This window comes from Mucilaginibacter pallidiroseus (assembly GCF_007846085.1).
In the GTDB taxonomy this organism is placed as follows: Bacteria; Bacteroidota; Bacteroidia; order Sphingobacteriales; family Sphingobacteriaceae; genus Mucilaginibacter; species Mucilaginibacter pallidiroseus.
The window spans coordinates 225,502-240,974 of the sequence record NZ_VOEJ01000005.1; the positions used below are offsets into that span (position 1 = coordinate 225,502).

Consider the following 15,473-nt stretch of genomic DNA (forward strand, 5'->3'; position numbering starts at 1 on the left):
TATGCTACAGGGCGTTCATTATCTTTAACAATCTGCTATTATAAATCTCTGATCCAGATATTACGGAAGCTAAGCGGCTCGCTTTTATCGCCGTGCGATTGTAGTTTAATTGGCGATGCACCGTGCGGCTTGCGGTACGCAGGTGTACCAATATATTGAGTTGGGCCAAGCAGCTCAATGTTGTTTTCAACCAATACACCGTTAAATAAAACAGTAACGCGCGCAGGTGTTTTAACAGATCCATCCTCTTTAAAAGTTGGTGCTGTCCAGATCACGTCGTAAGTGTTCCAAGTGCCTGGTGGCTTGGTTGGGTTAGCCAATGGTATAAACTGTTTGTAAATACTGCCGGCCTGGCCATTCACGTAAGTTTTGTTGTTGTATGAGTCCAATATTTGCAACTCATAACCATCATCTCCTTTACCAATAGATGCAAGGAACAAACCGCTATTACCACGACCCTGACCGGTACCTGTAATGTTTGCAGGAACTTTCCACTCAAGGTGCAACTGGTAGTTATTAAATTTTTGTTTGGTTTGGATGTTGCCTGTTTGTTTGTTAACGGTAAATACACCGTCTTTAACATCCCACTTAGCGGCTGATCCATCCTGCACCATTTCCCACTTGCTAAGGTCTTTACCATCAAACAAAACAACAGCGTCTGACGGGGCATCGCTTACCGTTTTACCTGGTGTAACTACTTTGGGTACCGGCTCCCATTTTTCGGTATCTTCAGGCTTAGCGCCTTGCTGTGCATTTGCCATAAAAACACTGCCCGATAATAAAAGGGCGGTTAATAATATCTTGTTCTTCATATTAATTTAGATTATAAAGATTTGTTTTTGATTAAACGTGCAATACGTTTTTAAGGTAAGCACTGCTTTGTGCAATGCTCTTATAAGGGTCAATCTTAAAGTTTTCCTGCTCAACAATAAAATGTTTGATGCCGGCCAGTTTAGATTGGGCTACAATGCTCTTGAAGTTAATTTTGCCCGTTCCTATTTCGGTATTCAGTTCGTTGTTGGCTTTATCCATATCCTTCACATGAACCATAGCAAAACGGCCCGGATGCTTTTTAAAGATATCAATAGGATTGTAACCGGCACGCACTACCCAATAAAGGTCCATTTCCATTGCCACCAATTTAGGGTCGGTTTCTGCAAGGATAGTATCATAAAACGTGGTGCCACCAATTTTCTCCCACTCAAAGTTGTGGTTATGATAGCCTAATTTTAAGCCGTGTTTTTTACAAACCGCAGCTGCCGTATTCATTTTTGCCGCAACAGATTTAAAATCAGTAACAGATTTTATAAACTCATGATTTAATGACGGAATAACAATATAGGTTTGCCCTGTTGCCTTTGCCGCTTCGATGTAACTTTCAAACTCAGTTGTTTTGCCTGTACCAAAAAACTCATCCATGCCGTAGTGGCCGCTTGGCGTAGTTAAGCCATGTGCCTTCAGCAACGCGCTAAACTCCTTTGCACTCAGGCCCCAAAAGCCGTTTTGCTTTGAGTAGCCATAGGTTTCAACTTCCTTGTAACCTGCTTTAGCTACTTTTGCTATAACGCCTTTAACATCCTTAGGCAAGTAATCGCGCAGGCTGTATAATTGTAAACCAACACGGCCTGTTGGCTTAGCCGACAATAATTGCGGCGCAAGTATCAACCCTGCCGAAGCAATACCGGCCTGTGTTAAAAATTTTCTTCTGTTTATCATTGGTTTTAGTATGTTTTACTTAGATGTTTGATGCATTAAACGTTTAAAGGTTTAAACATCACATATCTGCACCGCTTTACGCAATGATGCAATTTTGTCTTTTTTAGCCGGAATAAACTCTTGAGCCACAAAGCCTTTATGCCCTACCTCTACAACAGCACGCATAATTGCAGGGTAATAAAGCTCCTGCGTTTCATCTATCTCGTGCCTACCCGGCACACCGCCCGTGTGGTAATGGCTGATATATTGATGATGCTCACGGATGTTGCGAATTACGTCGCCCTCATCAATTTGCATGTGGTAGATATCATACAAAAGCTTAAAGTTTTCCGACCCTAATTTTTTAGCAAGCTCTGCTCCCCAAAAGGTGCGGTCGGCCTGGTAATCCTTATGGTCAACCTTGCTGTTAAGCAGCTCCATTACCAACGTAACTTTGTGTTTCTCGGCATGTGCCATCAAAGGCTTTAATCCCTCAACACAATTTGCCCAGCCTTGCTCGTCGGTTTTACCGCGGCGGCTGCCACTAAAGCATATCAACTGGCTATAACCCGCTTTGGCTACCAGTGGTATCATTTCGGTATAGTTCTTCAGCAACTTTGCGTGAAACTCCTTATCACCAAAACCATCGGTAAGGTTAATCTCAGCACCATTACACATTGATGAATACAAACCGTGCTTTTTAAGCGTAGGCCAGTCGGCTGGGCCAACAAGGTCAATACCTTTTATGCCAATGGCTTTAGCGGCAATGCAAAGTTGCTCAACACTCATATCGTCATAACACCAACGGCAAACCGCATGGTTAATATTGCCTTTTAGCTTTGCATCCATTCCCTCCTCGCTTTTTTCCGATGATCTAAATGAAGATAGCATACCCGCAGCGCTAACTGCTGCAGTGCCTGCCAGCATATTTTTAATAGCCGACCTTCTGTTTGATGTAGCCATATTTATACTTCTAACCTGCCTGTGCTTGGCTCTTCAATATCCAAACCTTTTTGCTCCTGGATCTGGTTCGTATCCTTAAAGAAAACAAGGAACAATACCAGTACAACACCGGCAATACCTGCAGGTACCAGCCAAATGCTCATCCAGTTGTGCGATGTATCAGATATTTTCCAATGATCAACTATCGGCCCAGAAATGTACGAGCCGATAAGCATACCCACACCGTAAGTAGCCAATGTGATAAAGCCTTGTGCTGCACTTTTAAATTTCTCGCCGGCTAAGTTATCGGTGTAAATCTGTCCTGTTACGAAAAAGAAATCATAACAGATACCATGCAGTACAATACCTGCAATAAGCATCCAGTAATTGGCGCCGGTGTCGCCGTAGGCAAAAAATATATAACGTAATACCCAGGCAAACATACCAAAGGCAAGCATCTTTTTAACGCCCAAACGCACAAAGAACAAAGGCATCAGCGCCATAAAAGCAAACTCAGATACCTGGCCCAATGCTTGTACGCCGGCAGCGGCTTTCATACCCACCTCGTTCAGGAACGGATTAGTAAAATTGTAATAAAACGCCAGCGGTATACAGATAGCCACCGATGCGACAAAAAAGGTTAAGTACGACCTGTTTTTTAACAAACCAATAGCATCTAAACCTAAAATATCACCCATTGACGTTTTCTGACCTTTTTTTGCCGGCGGGGTTGATGGAAGTGTAAAGCTCAATAAACCTAATATCAATGAAGCTGTACCAGCCATTTTGAAGGTTAATACCAATGAATTGCTTCGCTCCCAACCTAACCAGCCAATAGTTAAACCGGCAACAATCCAACCTGCCGTACCAAGGATACGTATAGGCGGAAACTCCTTGCTTGGGTTTGCCATTTGCTTAAACGATACCGAGTTTACCAAGGCTAATGTTGGCATGTAGCAAATCATGTAAGCCAATATTATCGGGAAAAAGCCCTCAAAATTTGGAACGGTGGTAATATAGTACAACAACGCTGCACCTGTTAAATGTAAAACACCCAATACCTTTTGTGCGGAAAAAAATCTGTCGGCAATGAGGCCAATAATAAAGGGAGCAATAATAGCACCCCATGATTGGGTTGAATAAGCGGTAGCGTTTTGAACGCCCGATGCGCCCAACGTTTTACCCAGGTACGTTCCCATAGTTACAAACCATGCGCCCCAGATAAAAAACTGGAGAAACATCATAGTTGATAACTTAACGCGTGTTGTTACGGTCATAATTGGTTGTGGTTTAAATTAATTCAGGTTGATTTTTGGTTTACTTTACGGTTAAAATGTACGATACCATTTCTTTGGCATCTTCCATTGATAACTGCGGGTGTGATGTCATTGGTGTAGTGCCCCAGTTACCGCTACCGCCTTCAATCACTTTTTTAGCTAATTTATCAACATCTGCTGTTGTGTATTTTTTAGCAATATCAACCAATGCAGGGCCAATAATTTTGCTTTGCGCGCTGTGGCAAGTGTTGCAATCGCTGTTTGCCATAAGTTGTGCGCCTTTTTCTGATGGTGTACCAGGTGCTTTGGTAGTACCAACATCGCTGGTAGCGGTATCATTAGCTGCATTGCTTTGTTGTGCTACAGCAGATTGGTTTGTTGCTGATGCTGAATCTTCTCCTCCTTCAGCCTCGCCCGGTTTGCTGCCGCCGCAAGCTGCTAATGCTAAACTTATACCTAATACTACAAATAACTTTTTCATTCTTGTTTAATTCTATTTAGTTCGTGTGTGTGTGTGTGTGTGTGTGTGTGTGCGTGTTTATAATCCTATTAATGATCTGTTAAAGGCCTCATCACTGCCTGATGCCGCAAAATCATCGAAGGCACGTTCAGTAACCCTGATGATGTGGTCTTGTATAAATGGAGCGCCTTCTTTTGCACCGTCTTCCGGGTGCTTGAGTGCGCATTCCCACTCCAACACCGCCCAACCTTTATAGTCGTACTGTGTTAACTTGCTGAATACCGATTTGAAATCGACTTGTCCGTCGCCCAATGAGCGGAAACGGCCAGCACGATCAACCCAGTTTTGGTAACCGCCGTAAACGCCCTGTCTGCCGGTTGGGTTAAACTCCGCATCCTTAACGTGGAACATCTTAATGCGTTCGTGATATATATCAATGTACTCCAGGTAATCCATTGCCTGTAAAACAAAGTGCGATGGATCATACAATAAACAGGCACGTTTGTGGTTATTTACTTTTTCAAGGAACATTTCATAAGTAACGCCGTCATGTAAATCTTCGCCAGGGTGTATTTCGTAGCAAAGGTCAACACCGTTCTCGTCAAACACGTTCAGGATAGGCTCCCAGCGCTTGGCCAGTTCGGTAAATGCGGTATCAACTAAACCTGCAGGGCGTTGAGGCCATGGATAAACCATGTGCCATATCAGCGCGCCGCTAAAGGTAACATGTGCATTTAAACCCAGGTTTTGTGAAGCCTTGGCAGCAGCCTTTAACTGCGATACTGCCCACTCCTGCCTTGCAGCTGGATTATTCTTGTAAGCATCGGGCGCAAAAGCATCAAAAAGGCTATCGTAAGCAGGGTTAACTGCTACAAGCTGCCCCTGTAAATGCGTTGATAATTCAGTAATTTCCACACCTGCTTCATTAACAATACCTTTTATCTCATCAGCGTAGGTTTTGCTGTCAGCTGCTTTTTGCAGGTCGATAAAGCGTGTATCATTGGTTGGTAACTGTATACCCTTATAACCCAATCCGGCAGCCCACTCGCTTATCGATTTAAGGTCGTTAAACGGCGCGTTGTCGCCAATAAACTGGGCTAAAAATATTGCAGGTCCTTTTATAGTGTTCATAGGTCGGTAAGCTTAGATGGTATAATCGGTCCACTTTTCGTTGCTCTCGTTAGATGCAACAACATTGTTGATAAAAGCCATACCTCTGATACCATCATCGATAGACGGGAAATCCAGCCATTCTTCCTGTGGTTCAACACCTTCAATTTTGGCGCTAAGCGTTAAAGCGAAGTTTTTATAAAGATTACCAAAGGCCTCAAGGTATCCTTTCGGGTGACCACCTGGTGTACGGCAGTTTGACGTGGCGAAGCTTGATAACCTGCCGCCATAGTTGCTGCCGGCGCGTAAAACTTCGGCCGGTTTATCCTGCCATCTTATGGTTAAAGTGTTTGGTTCCATCTGCGCCCACTCAAGGCCACCGTTTTCGCCGTACACGCGTATTTTCAAAGCATTTTCTTCGCCCGCGGCAATTTGCGAAGCGATTAACGAGCCTGTGGCACCTTCTTCAAAGCGAAGCAATACAGCACCATCATCATCCAGCATACGGCCTTCAACAACCGTGTTTAATGAAGCATTAAGCTGGGTTATTTTTAAACCTGATATATACTCGGCCAGGTGTGCAGCGTGGGTACCAATATCGCCCATGCAACCGCTCTTACCCGATTTTTTAGGATCTGTACGCCAAGCAGCGCCGGCATTGCCCTCTCGCTCGCTAAGGCGGCTAAGCCATCCTTGTATGTACTCAACATGTATTTTACGCACTTTACCTAATGCACCGCTTTTAATAAGCTGCCTGGCCTCTTTTACCATAGGGTAACCTGCATAGGTGTGAGTAAGCAATAAAAGCAAGCCGGTTTCTTCAACCTTTTGTTTTAGCTGCTGCGCTTCTTCAAGCGTGAATGTTACCGGTTTTTCAACAACAACGTTAAACCCGTTCTCCAGCGCAAGCATTGCAGGCGCAAAGTGGGCAAAGTTTGGGGTAACAATGGTTACAAAGTCCATACGTTTATCGGCAGGCATTTGCGCCTCGGCCTTAAAAAGGTCTTCGTAGTTGTTGTAAATTCTTTCAGGATCAAGGAAAAGCATCCGTCCGCTTTCCTGTGCTACATCGGCATGCATGCTAAGGGCACCACAAACTAATTCAATTTGTCCATCCATGTTTGCGGCAATACGGTGTATAGCGCCTATAAAGGCATCTTTACCACCACCTATCATGCCCATGCGCAATTTTCTGTTACTCATATAGTGTAGATATAATACTCGATAAACCCGCTAATTGGTTAACGGGAGCGGTTTTAAAAGTATAAAATTTTAGATTAAATAAGAAAGCCTTTCTGCATTTATAGCAGAAAGGCTTGTTTGGATTTTTTTAAGATAATGCCCAGGCCTTATCCCCTTTTTTGTAGGGGTAATTGCCATCGTATTTGCCGGGAACCGGCAGATACCTGAGGGCCTTTGTAGCACCTACTTCTGATGTGAAGAAACCTAACAGGGTTAATTGTTTCATCATCGCGAAGTAGTGGTTTGGCTCTTCCGGTTTCTTTTTGCTATTGTACTCTTTAGCTTCTTTGTCTAAAGCGGTAAGCAACTCGGTGCGCTGTTTAGCATCAGCCTCCATAAAGCCTTTGTTAAATTTCTTCTTGCTGGCATCTTCAAGGTCGCTAACACCTTTTTTGAATACCTTTTGATCTTCCGGTGTGTAACAGTCACGTACCATTACGGCCATAAAATCGCCAACATTGGCTGCTTTGGCACCAGGTGTTGCTGTTGCTGGTAGTATGGTTTCGCCAACCTCGTTAAGGTAAGCGGCAGTTTCTTTAGAAAACAGGTCATCGGTGTTTACCGAACTGCCCGATTTACATCCCGATAGGAAAAACTCAGCGCCGATAACGGTACCGCCGAGGATTAAACCCACTCTGCTTAATGCTTCTCTTCTGTTCATTTTTATTTGAATTATGAGTTTACGGTTATTTGGTTATGCGGTTAAGCTTTAAGCTCGAAACCGGCAGGATACTGGCGTTTAACGTATTGGTTAACATCATCAAAGTTGGTCACCTTCATGGCTTTGTTATCCCATGTGTATTTAAAGGCACCATTCTTTAAGTCGTGACCGCGTACGGCAAGGTTGGCCATCAGCAATGCTTCGGTAAGCGGACCGGCAACTTCAAACGGAGAGCTTACTTCCATTTTACCATAGCCGGCTAAACAAGCCTCAACCCACTGTGCGTAGTGACCGCTTGCACCACCCGGAACACGTTTGTATTTCTGAGGTGCCTTAGCATCAGACATGCGCGACTTTGGCAACAACGTAGCCGCATCAGAGTAAGTACTTGCGTACATTTTACCTTTTGTACCGATAAACAATGTACCGTTACCTTCTTCGCCACCCCATTTCTCGTTAGGGCCCAATTCATCAGGACGCTCGGGCTGTATACCACCATCCATCCAGTGCATGGTAACATCGCCTTTGGTTTTTGCTGTTTTAGGGAATGTTAAAGTGATGTGGCTTGATGGAGGGCAGCTTTCAGGGAAAACGCCTTTTTTAAACTCATCAACAAACACACTGCCTACGCTGGCCTGTACGTCTTTAACATACTGCAAGCCCAACACGCGGAAAGGAGCCTCAACAAGGTGGCAACCCATATCGCCAAGGGCGCCGGTACCATAATCCCACCAGCCGCGCCAGTTAAACGGAACTAATTTTTCAACATAATCTTTTCTTGGAGCAGTACCTAACCATAAATCCCAGTCAAGCTCTTTAGGGATATTGGTGCTTGGCGCAGGCCATTTAATACCCTGCGGCCATACCGGGCGGTTCGTCCAGCAGTAAATAGTGTGTACATCACCAATCATATCTGCATCGTACCACTCAGCCATTAAGCGGGTACCATCGTTTGATGCACCCTGGTTACCCATCTGGGTTACCACTTTATATTTTTTAGCAGCCTCGGTTAATAAACGGGCCTCCCAAATATCATGCGTAAGTGGTTTTTGCACGTAAACGTGTTTACCCATTTGCATTGCATGGTAAGCTATAATTGCGTGGTTATGATCGGGAGTTGAAATTGATACAGCATCAAAATTTTTGTGATCTTTTTCAAGCAATTGGCGCCAATCCTTTACGTACTTAGCTTTAGGGAATGATTTCCTTGAGTTTGCAGCACGGCGATCGTCAACATCGCAAAGGTATGCAATGTTGGCTTTTCCGCTTTTTGCAAATGCAGCAATATCGCTTTCGCCCTTACCGCCTGCGCCTACACCGGCAACATTAAGCATATCACTTGGTGCCGTAAATCCTTTTCCACCCAATACGAAGCGTGGCACTATCATGAAACCAGCTGCTGCGGTAGCGCTGTTCTTGATAAAGTCTCTCCTGGACGAATCCTGTATTGTGGTTCCTTTTTGTTCTTCAGTCATAGTGTGAGATATCAATACTGTAATTAAATGTTACCTTTTTTAAGTTCTTTAACAGCAAAGTCGGCTGCGCGGGCAGTTAACGCCATGTAAGTTAAAGATGGGTTTTGGCATGCTGCCGATGTCATTGCTGCACCATCGGTTACGAATACGTTTTTAGCATCCCAAACCTGGTTGTTACCGTTAAGTACAGATGTTTTTGGATCGCGACCCATACGTGCTGTACCCATTTCGTGGATACCGCGGCCCAATACCGGATCGGTAGTGTATGATTGCACATCTTTCACACCAGCTTTTTCAAGCATTTCTTTTGCGTCGTTCATCATATCGATACGCATTTTACGCTCGTTATCTTTACACTCTGCGTCAATTGCAAGTACCGGCAAGCCCCACTTATCTTTCTTAGTTTTATCAAGATAAGCACGGTTTTCGTGGTAAGGCAATGTTTCGCCAAAGCCGCCCATACCGAATGTCCAGCTGCCTGGTTCAGACATAGCGTCTTTAAACTCGCCGCCAATGTTAAGCTCGGCAATGTCACGGCCCCAGCCCTGGCGGCTGCCGCCACCCTGGTAACCAAAACCGCGGATGTAATCACGTTTTTCGCCGTTTAAGTTGCGGTAACGTGGTATGTAAATACCGTTAGCCCTGCGGCCGAAAGTATATTTATCTTCGAAGCCCTCTATACGGCCACCCGCGCCAACACCCAAGTGGTGATCCATCAGGTTATGACCAAGCTCACCGCTGCTGCTGCCCAAGCCGCCTTCCCAAACATCAGTTGCCGAATTCATCAACACCCATGCACTGTTTAATGCTGATGCGTTTACGAAAACGATTTTTGCGAAGAACTCATAAGTTTTGTTTGTTTCTGCATCAAGGATCTCAACACCTTTAGCTTTCTTGGTGTCTTTATCGTAGATGATCTTGGTTACGATTGACCAAGGGCGAACAGTTAAGTTACCAGTTGCCATAGCTGCAGGCAAGGTAGCCGACTGCGTACTGAAGTATGCACCAAACGGACAGCCTAACCAGCATTTGTTACGGTACTGGCAGTTTGTACGGTTGTTGTGTGGTACAGTGATATTAGCGGTACGGCCAATAACAAAGTGCCTTGTATCTTTATAAAAGTCTTTAAAGCGTTTTTGAACGTCTTTTTCAACTACGTTCATATCCATTGGCGGCATAAAGTCACCATCCGGAAGAATTGCCAAACCGTCTTTGTTACCAGAAATACCTGCAAAGCGCTCTGCGTAACCATACCAGTCGTGCAGATCTTTGTAACGGATAGGCCAGTCGGTAGCTATACCATCTTTGGCATTTGCTTCAAAGTCAACATCGGCCCAACGGTATGATTGCCTGCCCCACATTAATGAACGGCCACCAACATGGTACCCTCTAAACCAGTCGAAACGTTTTACCTCAGTGTAAGGGGCATCTTTTTCGTTTGTCCAGTAATTTAGATTGGTTTCATTTAAGGGATAATCGCGTTTTAAAACCGGATAATCTTCGATCATCTTTTGGGTACGGCCTCCCCTGTGCGGAAACTCCCATGGGCCTTTATTAGCGTTAACATAATCCTTGATGTGTTCGATATTCTCGCCACGCTCAAGCATTATGGTTTTCAATCCCTTCTCTGTCAGTTCCTTAGCGGCCCAGCCGCCTGAGATTCCTGACCCAATGACGATGGCGTCATAAGTATTTGTAGGCATAGTTTTATTGGGTTTTGTTTTTGTTAATTGGTTGTATCGTTAAATGTATGAATAAAAATTATTTTTCAAATATTTTTTCATTGTGTTTTTGTAACACATTGAATTTAAAGTCGGCAGTAAATAGTATATAGTCAGCAGTTTGTTACAAAGCGTTAATGAAGCTAAGAGCCGATGTGTGTTGGACCCCACAAAAGCGTTCTGAAAACTGCTAATTGCTTACTGCAAACTCACTCACGCATTAAGCTTCTTTTTCTCATTTACCCAATGGTCAACCGCGCGGGCAGCAAAAGCCATATAGGTAAGCGAAGGGTTTTGGCATGATGTCGACGTCATGCTGGCGCCGTCGGTTACGTAAACATTTTTACAGGCGTGCAAACGGCTCCATTTATCAAGCATTGATGTTTTTGGATCGTTACCCATACGTACACCGCCCATTTCGTGAATATCCAAACCGGGTGCACGGGTATCAGTATGCGCCTGTATGTTGGTAAACCCGGCCGATGTAAACATTTCGGTCATTTGTTCAATGTAATCCTTTTTCATCTTGGCATCGTTGTCATCATAATCAACAGATATTTTTAACAACGGTACACCCCACTGGTCCTTTTTATCTTTATCAAGCATCACATAGCTCGACTCTTTAGGGATAGTTTCGCCCATCATGTGCGAGCCCACGCTCCAGCCGCCCAACTCTTTTTTGGCAAGGTTATGCTTTAAGTCGGCACCTATGCCCTCGCTGTTACGGGTATTATTGCGGTAAGCGCCAAAACCTGCTGCGTAACCGCGCAAAAAGTCGGTTTCCTGTTTATAAACGTTGCGGAAACGAGGGATATAACCACCGCCGGCCGGGTTGCGACCATCAGTAGCCCATTCTTTATAACCGTCGTACTCGGCGCTGATGTGTGCTGAGTAGTTATGGAAGGCAACATATTTGCCTAAAGTGCCGCTATCATTACCCAACCCGTTAGGGAATCTGCCTGATGTTGAATTAAGCAACACCAGGTTGCTATTCAAAGCGGCAGCATTTAAGAAAATAACGTCAGCAAAGTACTCTATAGCCTCTTTGGTATTGGTATCAATCACTTTAACGCCTACTGCTTTGCCTTTTTTCTCATCATATATAATTGAGTGTACTACAGAGAATGGCCTTAACGTGCAATTGCCTGTTTTTAACGCCCAGGGTATTGTTGATGAGTTGGCGCTGAAGTAACCACCAAATGGGCAGCCACGCTGGCACAAAGTACGTTCCTGGCACTGGCCCCTGCCCTGGTCAAGGTGTATTTGATTAGGCTTTGACAAGTGCGCGCAACGGGCACTGATAACATGCCTGCCCTTATACTTATCTTTTACATGCTTGCTGAAATAATTTTCGACAGCATTTAGCGGGAAGGCCGGCAAAAATTCACCATCGGGTAATTCGGCAAGGCCATCCTTATTGCCTGATATACCTGCAAATTTTTCTACATGGCTGTACCAGGGTGCAATATCATTATACCTGATGGGCCAGTCTACAGCAAAACCGTCGCGGGCAGGGCCCTCAAAGTCAAAGTTGCTCCAGCGCTGTGTTTGGCGGGCCCAAAGCAGCGATTTACCGCCGGTTTGATAGCCACGGATCCAATCAAAAGGCTTATCCTGAACGTAAGGGTGCTCGGCATCCTTCACAAAAAAGTGCATGGCATCTTCGCCAAAGGCGTAGCAACGGTTTACAATTGGGTTGGCTTCCTGCACCGCACTTGGCACAACGCCATGGTGTGGGAACTCCCAGGGATAAAGGTTGGTTGTAGGGTAATCTTTTAAATGCTTAACATCGCGGCCACGCTCAAGTATCAGCGTTTTAAGGCCCTTTTCGGCAAGCTCCTTGGCTGCCCAACCGCCACTCATACCCGAGCCAATTACAATGGCATCGAAAGTGCGATCTTTTATACTATCAATATTTAAATTGGCCATTGCTTAAACTGCCTCTTTCTTAGCTGCCGGATACATGGCATTATACCTGCCCGGCACAAGTTCATAAACTACCTGCTTTGTCATGAAATATTGGGATGTAGTGTACCCAAATACCGTTTGCTGCTTTACCGTTTGGTAAAAGGTCAGCATTTTAGCATCATCCTTTGCCTTATCTTTGATATCTTTTTCGGCCTCGTTAACAAAGGCGGTACGCTCTGCTACGGTGCAATCATTAAAAGACTTTTTATACTTGGCATCAGCAGCGTCTGCAAAGGCCTTTAAGCCGGCTTTAAAATCATCCTGCTGCTGTTTGTTCATGCAGTCGTCAATCATTTTAAAAGCAAAAAGATGCAGGTTTAGGTCCTTGGCACCGGGAGTGTCGGTTTTTGGCAAAATAGTTTCGGCAAGGTTGGCTACAAGCTGTTGCTCATCGCCGTTTAGCTGTAAATGTTTAAGCTCAACAATTGGCTTGCTGTTGTTTTTATCGCCAAGGCATGATGGCAATACAGCAGCACTGCCCAGTATGAGGGCCATGTTACGTATTGCAATACGCCTGTTCATGCTCAAATTCAATGTATGTGAATTTTAGTGTTTATAATTGGTTTGAAATATAGGCTTATCTTATTAATATCCCCACTTTCTCATGGTTTGTAAATCAATTTTTACAGAGTCTACCGGGTCAAGGCCCTGATATGATTCCTGCTCAATAATAAGATATTCGGTTCCGCCTTTCTTTTTAGCAACCGACAGTACATCTTTAACCGGCAATACGCCTTTGCCTATAATGGTACTTTCGTAACCGGTGCCCTCATTGTTTTTGGCGCTCTTTACTTCGTCTTTAACGTGCATCAGCTCAAATCTGCCGGGATACTTGTCAATTAACGAGATAGCTGAGTTTTCGCGCCCATACATGTTACCAATATCCAATTGTTGGGCAACAAGCGAAGGATCAGTATTTTGCAGGATAAAATCGAATAAGCGCATATCGCCTACCATGGTGGTAAATTCAAAATCGTGGTTGTGATAGCCAAACTTCATCCCCGACTTTTTACACAGCTCACCGCTTTTGTTAAACTGATCCATCACCTTCAGCAAGCCTTCGCGGCTGCCACGTAATTTTTCATCAAGCCAGGGGCTTATCACATATTTTTGACCCAACACGGCAGCATCTTCAACGGTGTACTTCCATTCGTCGGTAAAGTCGTTTTTGGCAGCATCCCAATGTTCGGCACGCATTACAGTATGGCCGCTCGGCATTAACAGGCCAAGGTCATCAAGCCTTTTCCTAAATTCTTTTGCGTCCCATCCGTAAAATTTGCGGTTGATATAGTTTGCATGTTCAACATCCTTGTAACCCATTTGTGCAACTTTTTGCAAAGTGGCCGCCGGATCGGCCTTCATGGCATCGCGTACCGAATATAGCTGCAAACCTACCCTTTGTATAGATTTTGGCGCGGCAAGTATGCTTTTTGGCATAACCGCGGCCGCTGCAGCAGCTACCGCACCGGCTTTTAAAAAGTTTCTGCGTGACGAGATCATATTATTTGAGATTTAGTTGTTTTGCTTTAATTATAAGAACTTTCAGTATGGATCATTAATGCAGCACTACGCGGTATTAAGATTTGAGCAAGGCAACAGCGCGAAAGAGCCTGTAAGTTGCTATCCATTAAACTGATGATAATTGGTTGCACCAATATAGTTATTCGTTTACAAAACCAACTTTAAAAATTGCTTTTAAATAAAAAAGGGGCAACAATGCCCCCTTTTATTCTTAAGATATACCTCTTTTTTATTCGGTAACAAATATTTGCTTACCGGTTGTTGGGCAAAATAAAGGTTCGGGTACCGAAGCAGCCTGAACATACTCTTTCAAAAACTGTTGCTTTGAGTCGTGATAGTGGCTTACTGCACCAATAATACTCATAAATTTAATGTATACCCATGCCATATCTACCTGGTAGGCTTTAAATCCCGAGCGTGCACTTTTTGGAAATAGGTGGTGGTTATTGTGCCATTCGCCGGCTACAATGCCCGGCCATACCTGGTTAATTGACATATCTTTACGGTTATAATCAATACCCTCGCGGCGCTTATCCTGGCCTTTACCATGCCCCTCGTAATTAAATGTGCGCACGCCAACAGCCCATACGCCAGCCGCGCCAAATATCGCGCAGGCAAGCCCCATACCACCTAACAGGTAAAAAGCTGCAAACCAAAAGCCCCAGTTAAGTATAACACTCATTATGGTTAAAAACGGGTTGGCCACGGTACCCCACTTTTGATACTGTATGTAGGAGTTGGGCGTAACACCGGTATGTTTCATGAGGGTAACGCAGCGGTTATAATCGCGCTCGCTCATGTTACGGTTAATTGGCTGATGATTAGCATCTGCTAAAAAGCAGTACAGAAAGCCACCCCGGGCGTTATAAGGATCGCCGGGTTGATCTGACAATGCATGATGCACATGGTGCGATATGGCGTAAATCTCTTCGGGAATGATTTTTAGCGTTAAGTTTTGCGTGAAAAAACGCCAGAAATTGTTGCTGAACTTATAAGCACCGTGGGTACAGTAACGATGATACCATATAGTACCATGTGTGCCCATAACAATCATGCTGTAAACAAAGGCAATAATAAGCCCTGTTAAAGTGAAGTATTTAAATATAAAGAGAAGCAAAAACGGCGCAAGCACCAACACCATTGACCAGCTTAAAAATGAAAGCCAGTTTTTTTTGTTGCTGAATACATTGATACGGGATAAAAACTCTCTGAATATTTGACCGGCAGACGGTTTAGAGAGGTTGCCGTGCTCGTCTTTCCAGCCGTATGCGGGCTGTTCAAGCACTGTATGGATAAATGCCATTTAGTAGTGTTAGGAGAAATTAATCAATTGGGTTTATAATCGGGGTACGTCTTAAAGATAGTGATTTGTATTTAAGAAGCGTTAATTTTTTTAATAAA

General features: G+C 44.3%; 14 protein-coding genes. All 14 read right to left on the minus strand.

Annotation, left to right across the window (positions count from 1 at the left end; genetic code table 11):
- Positions 1–38: 38 nt before the first annotated feature.
- The 14 genes from FPZ43_RS12015 to FPZ43_RS12080 all read right to left on the minus strand — a co-directional run bounded on the left by FPZ43_RS12015 (position 39) and on the right by FPZ43_RS12080 (position 15,375).
- The gene (locus FPZ43_RS12015) at positions 39–812 is read right to left on the minus strand and encodes a 3-keto-disaccharide hydrolase (protein ID WP_146382166.1); all 774 of its coding nucleotides are present in this window, start codon (positions 810–812) and stop codon (positions 39–41) included.
- 31 nt (positions 813–843) lie between these two features.
- Positions 844–1,716 (minus strand): sugar phosphate isomerase/epimerase family protein, encoded by an 873-nt coding sequence (locus FPZ43_RS12020; RefSeq protein ID WP_146382167.1) that lies wholly within the window; start codon positions 1,714–1,716, stop codon positions 844–846.
- Between the two features lie 51 nt (positions 1,717–1,767).
- Positions 1,768–2,658, minus strand: a complete 891-nt coding sequence (locus FPZ43_RS12025) for a hydroxypyruvate isomerase family protein (RefSeq protein ID WP_146382168.1) — start codon at positions 2,656–2,658, stop codon at positions 1,768–1,770.
- 2 nt (positions 2,659–2,660) lie between these two features.
- The gene (locus FPZ43_RS12030; RefSeq protein WP_146382169.1) at positions 2,661–3,914 is read right to left on the minus strand and encodes a nucleoside permease; all 1,254 of its coding nucleotides are present in this window, start codon (positions 3,912–3,914) and stop codon (positions 2,661–2,663) included.
- Between the two features lie 40 nt (positions 3,915–3,954).
- Positions 3,955–4,395, minus strand: coding sequence for a c-type cytochrome (locus FPZ43_RS12035; RefSeq protein WP_146382170.1), 441 nt, complete (start codon positions 4,393–4,395; stop codon positions 3,955–3,957).
- A 57-nt stretch (positions 4,396–4,452) separates the two neighbouring features.
- Positions 4,453–5,505: a sugar phosphate isomerase/epimerase family protein gene (locus FPZ43_RS12040; protein ID WP_146382171.1), complete on the minus strand. Its 1,053-nt coding sequence runs from the start codon at positions 5,503–5,505 to the stop codon at positions 4,453–4,455.
- Between the two features lie 12 nt (positions 5,506–5,517).
- Complete coding sequence (locus FPZ43_RS12045; RefSeq protein WP_222430971.1) at positions 5,518–6,687, minus strand: Gfo/Idh/MocA family protein; 1,170 nt, start codon at positions 6,685–6,687, stop codon at positions 5,518–5,520.
- A gap of 127 nt (positions 6,688–6,814) precedes the next feature.
- On the minus strand, positions 6,815–7,387 hold the full coding sequence (locus tag FPZ43_RS12050; protein WP_146382172.1) for a gluconate 2-dehydrogenase subunit 3 family protein: 573 nt from the start codon (positions 7,385–7,387) through the stop codon (positions 6,815–6,817).
- A gap of 41 nt (positions 7,388–7,428) precedes the next feature.
- A complete protein-coding gene (locus FPZ43_RS12055) occupies positions 7,429–8,862 on the minus strand; it encodes a Gfo/Idh/MocA family protein (RefSeq protein ID WP_146382173.1) in 1,434 nt (477 codons plus the stop codon).
- Between the two features lie 23 nt (positions 8,863–8,885).
- Entirely contained in the window at positions 8,886–10,565 is a 1,680-nt protein-coding gene (locus FPZ43_RS12060) for a GMC oxidoreductase (protein ID WP_146382174.1), read from the minus strand.
- Positions 10,566–10,796: 231 nt separating this feature from the next.
- Complete coding sequence (locus FPZ43_RS12065) at positions 10,797–12,512, minus strand: GMC oxidoreductase (protein WP_146382175.1); 1,716 nt, start codon at positions 12,510–12,512, stop codon at positions 10,797–10,799.
- Between the two features lie 3 nt (positions 12,513–12,515).
- Complete coding sequence (locus FPZ43_RS12070) at positions 12,516–13,073, minus strand: gluconate 2-dehydrogenase subunit 3 family protein (RefSeq protein WP_146382176.1); 558 nt, start codon at positions 13,071–13,073, stop codon at positions 12,516–12,518.
- Positions 13,074–13,136: 63 nt separating this feature from the next.
- Complete coding sequence (locus tag FPZ43_RS12075; protein ID WP_146382177.1) at positions 13,137–14,051, minus strand: sugar phosphate isomerase/epimerase family protein; 915 nt, start codon at positions 14,049–14,051, stop codon at positions 13,137–13,139.
- A gap of 250 nt (positions 14,052–14,301) precedes the next feature.
- Positions 14,302–15,375: a fatty acid desaturase gene (locus tag FPZ43_RS12080; RefSeq protein ID WP_146382178.1), complete on the minus strand. Its 1,074-nt coding sequence runs from the start codon at positions 15,373–15,375 to the stop codon at positions 14,302–14,304.
- Positions 15,376–15,473 lie beyond the last annotated feature (98 nt).

Coding starts and splice junctions, on each gene's coding strand:
- FPZ43_RS12015 (WP_146382166.1), bottom strand. CDS start 812: ATGAAGAACAAGATATTATTAACCGCCCTTTTATTATCGGGCAGTGTT.
- FPZ43_RS12020 (WP_146382167.1), bottom strand. CDS start 1,716: ATGATAAACAGAAGAAAATTTTTAACACAGGCCGGTATTGCTTCGGCA.
- FPZ43_RS12025 (WP_146382168.1), bottom strand. CDS start 2,658: ATGGCTACATCAAACAGAAGGTCGGCTATTAAAAATATGCTGGCAGGC.
- FPZ43_RS12030 (WP_146382169.1), bottom strand. CDS start 3,914: ATGACCGTAACAACACGCGTTAAGTTATCAACTATGATGTTTCTCCAG.
- FPZ43_RS12035 (WP_146382170.1), bottom strand. CDS start 4,395: ATGAAAAAGTTATTTGTAGTATTAGGTATAAGTTTAGCATTAGCAGCT.
- FPZ43_RS12040 (WP_146382171.1), bottom strand. CDS start 5,505: ATGAACACTATAAAAGGACCTGCAATATTTTTAGCCCAGTTTATTGGC.
- FPZ43_RS12045 (WP_222430971.1), bottom strand. CDS start 6,687: ATGAGTAACAGAAAATTGCGCATGGGCATGATAGGTGGTGGTAAAGAT.
- FPZ43_RS12050 (WP_146382172.1), bottom strand. CDS start 7,387: ATGAACAGAAGAGAAGCATTAAGCAGAGTGGGTTTAATCCTCGGCGGT.
- FPZ43_RS12055 (WP_146382173.1), bottom strand. CDS start 8,862: ATGACTGAAGAACAAAAAGGAACCACAATACAGGATTCGTCCAGGAGA.
- FPZ43_RS12060 (WP_146382174.1), bottom strand. CDS start 10,565: ATGCCTACAAATACTTATGACGCCATCGTCATTGGGTCAGGAATCTCA.
- FPZ43_RS12065 (WP_146382175.1), bottom strand. CDS start 12,512: ATGGCCAATTTAAATATTGATAGTATAAAAGATCGCACTTTCGATGCC.
- FPZ43_RS12070 (WP_146382176.1), bottom strand. CDS start 13,073: ATGAACAGGCGTATTGCAATACGTAACATGGCCCTCATACTGGGCAGT.
- FPZ43_RS12075 (WP_146382177.1), bottom strand. CDS start 14,051: ATGATCTCGTCACGCAGAAACTTTTTAAAAGCCGGTGCGGTAGCTGCT.
- FPZ43_RS12080 (WP_146382178.1), bottom strand. CDS start 15,375: ATGGCATTTATCCATACAGTGCTTGAACAGCCCGCATACGGCTGGAAA.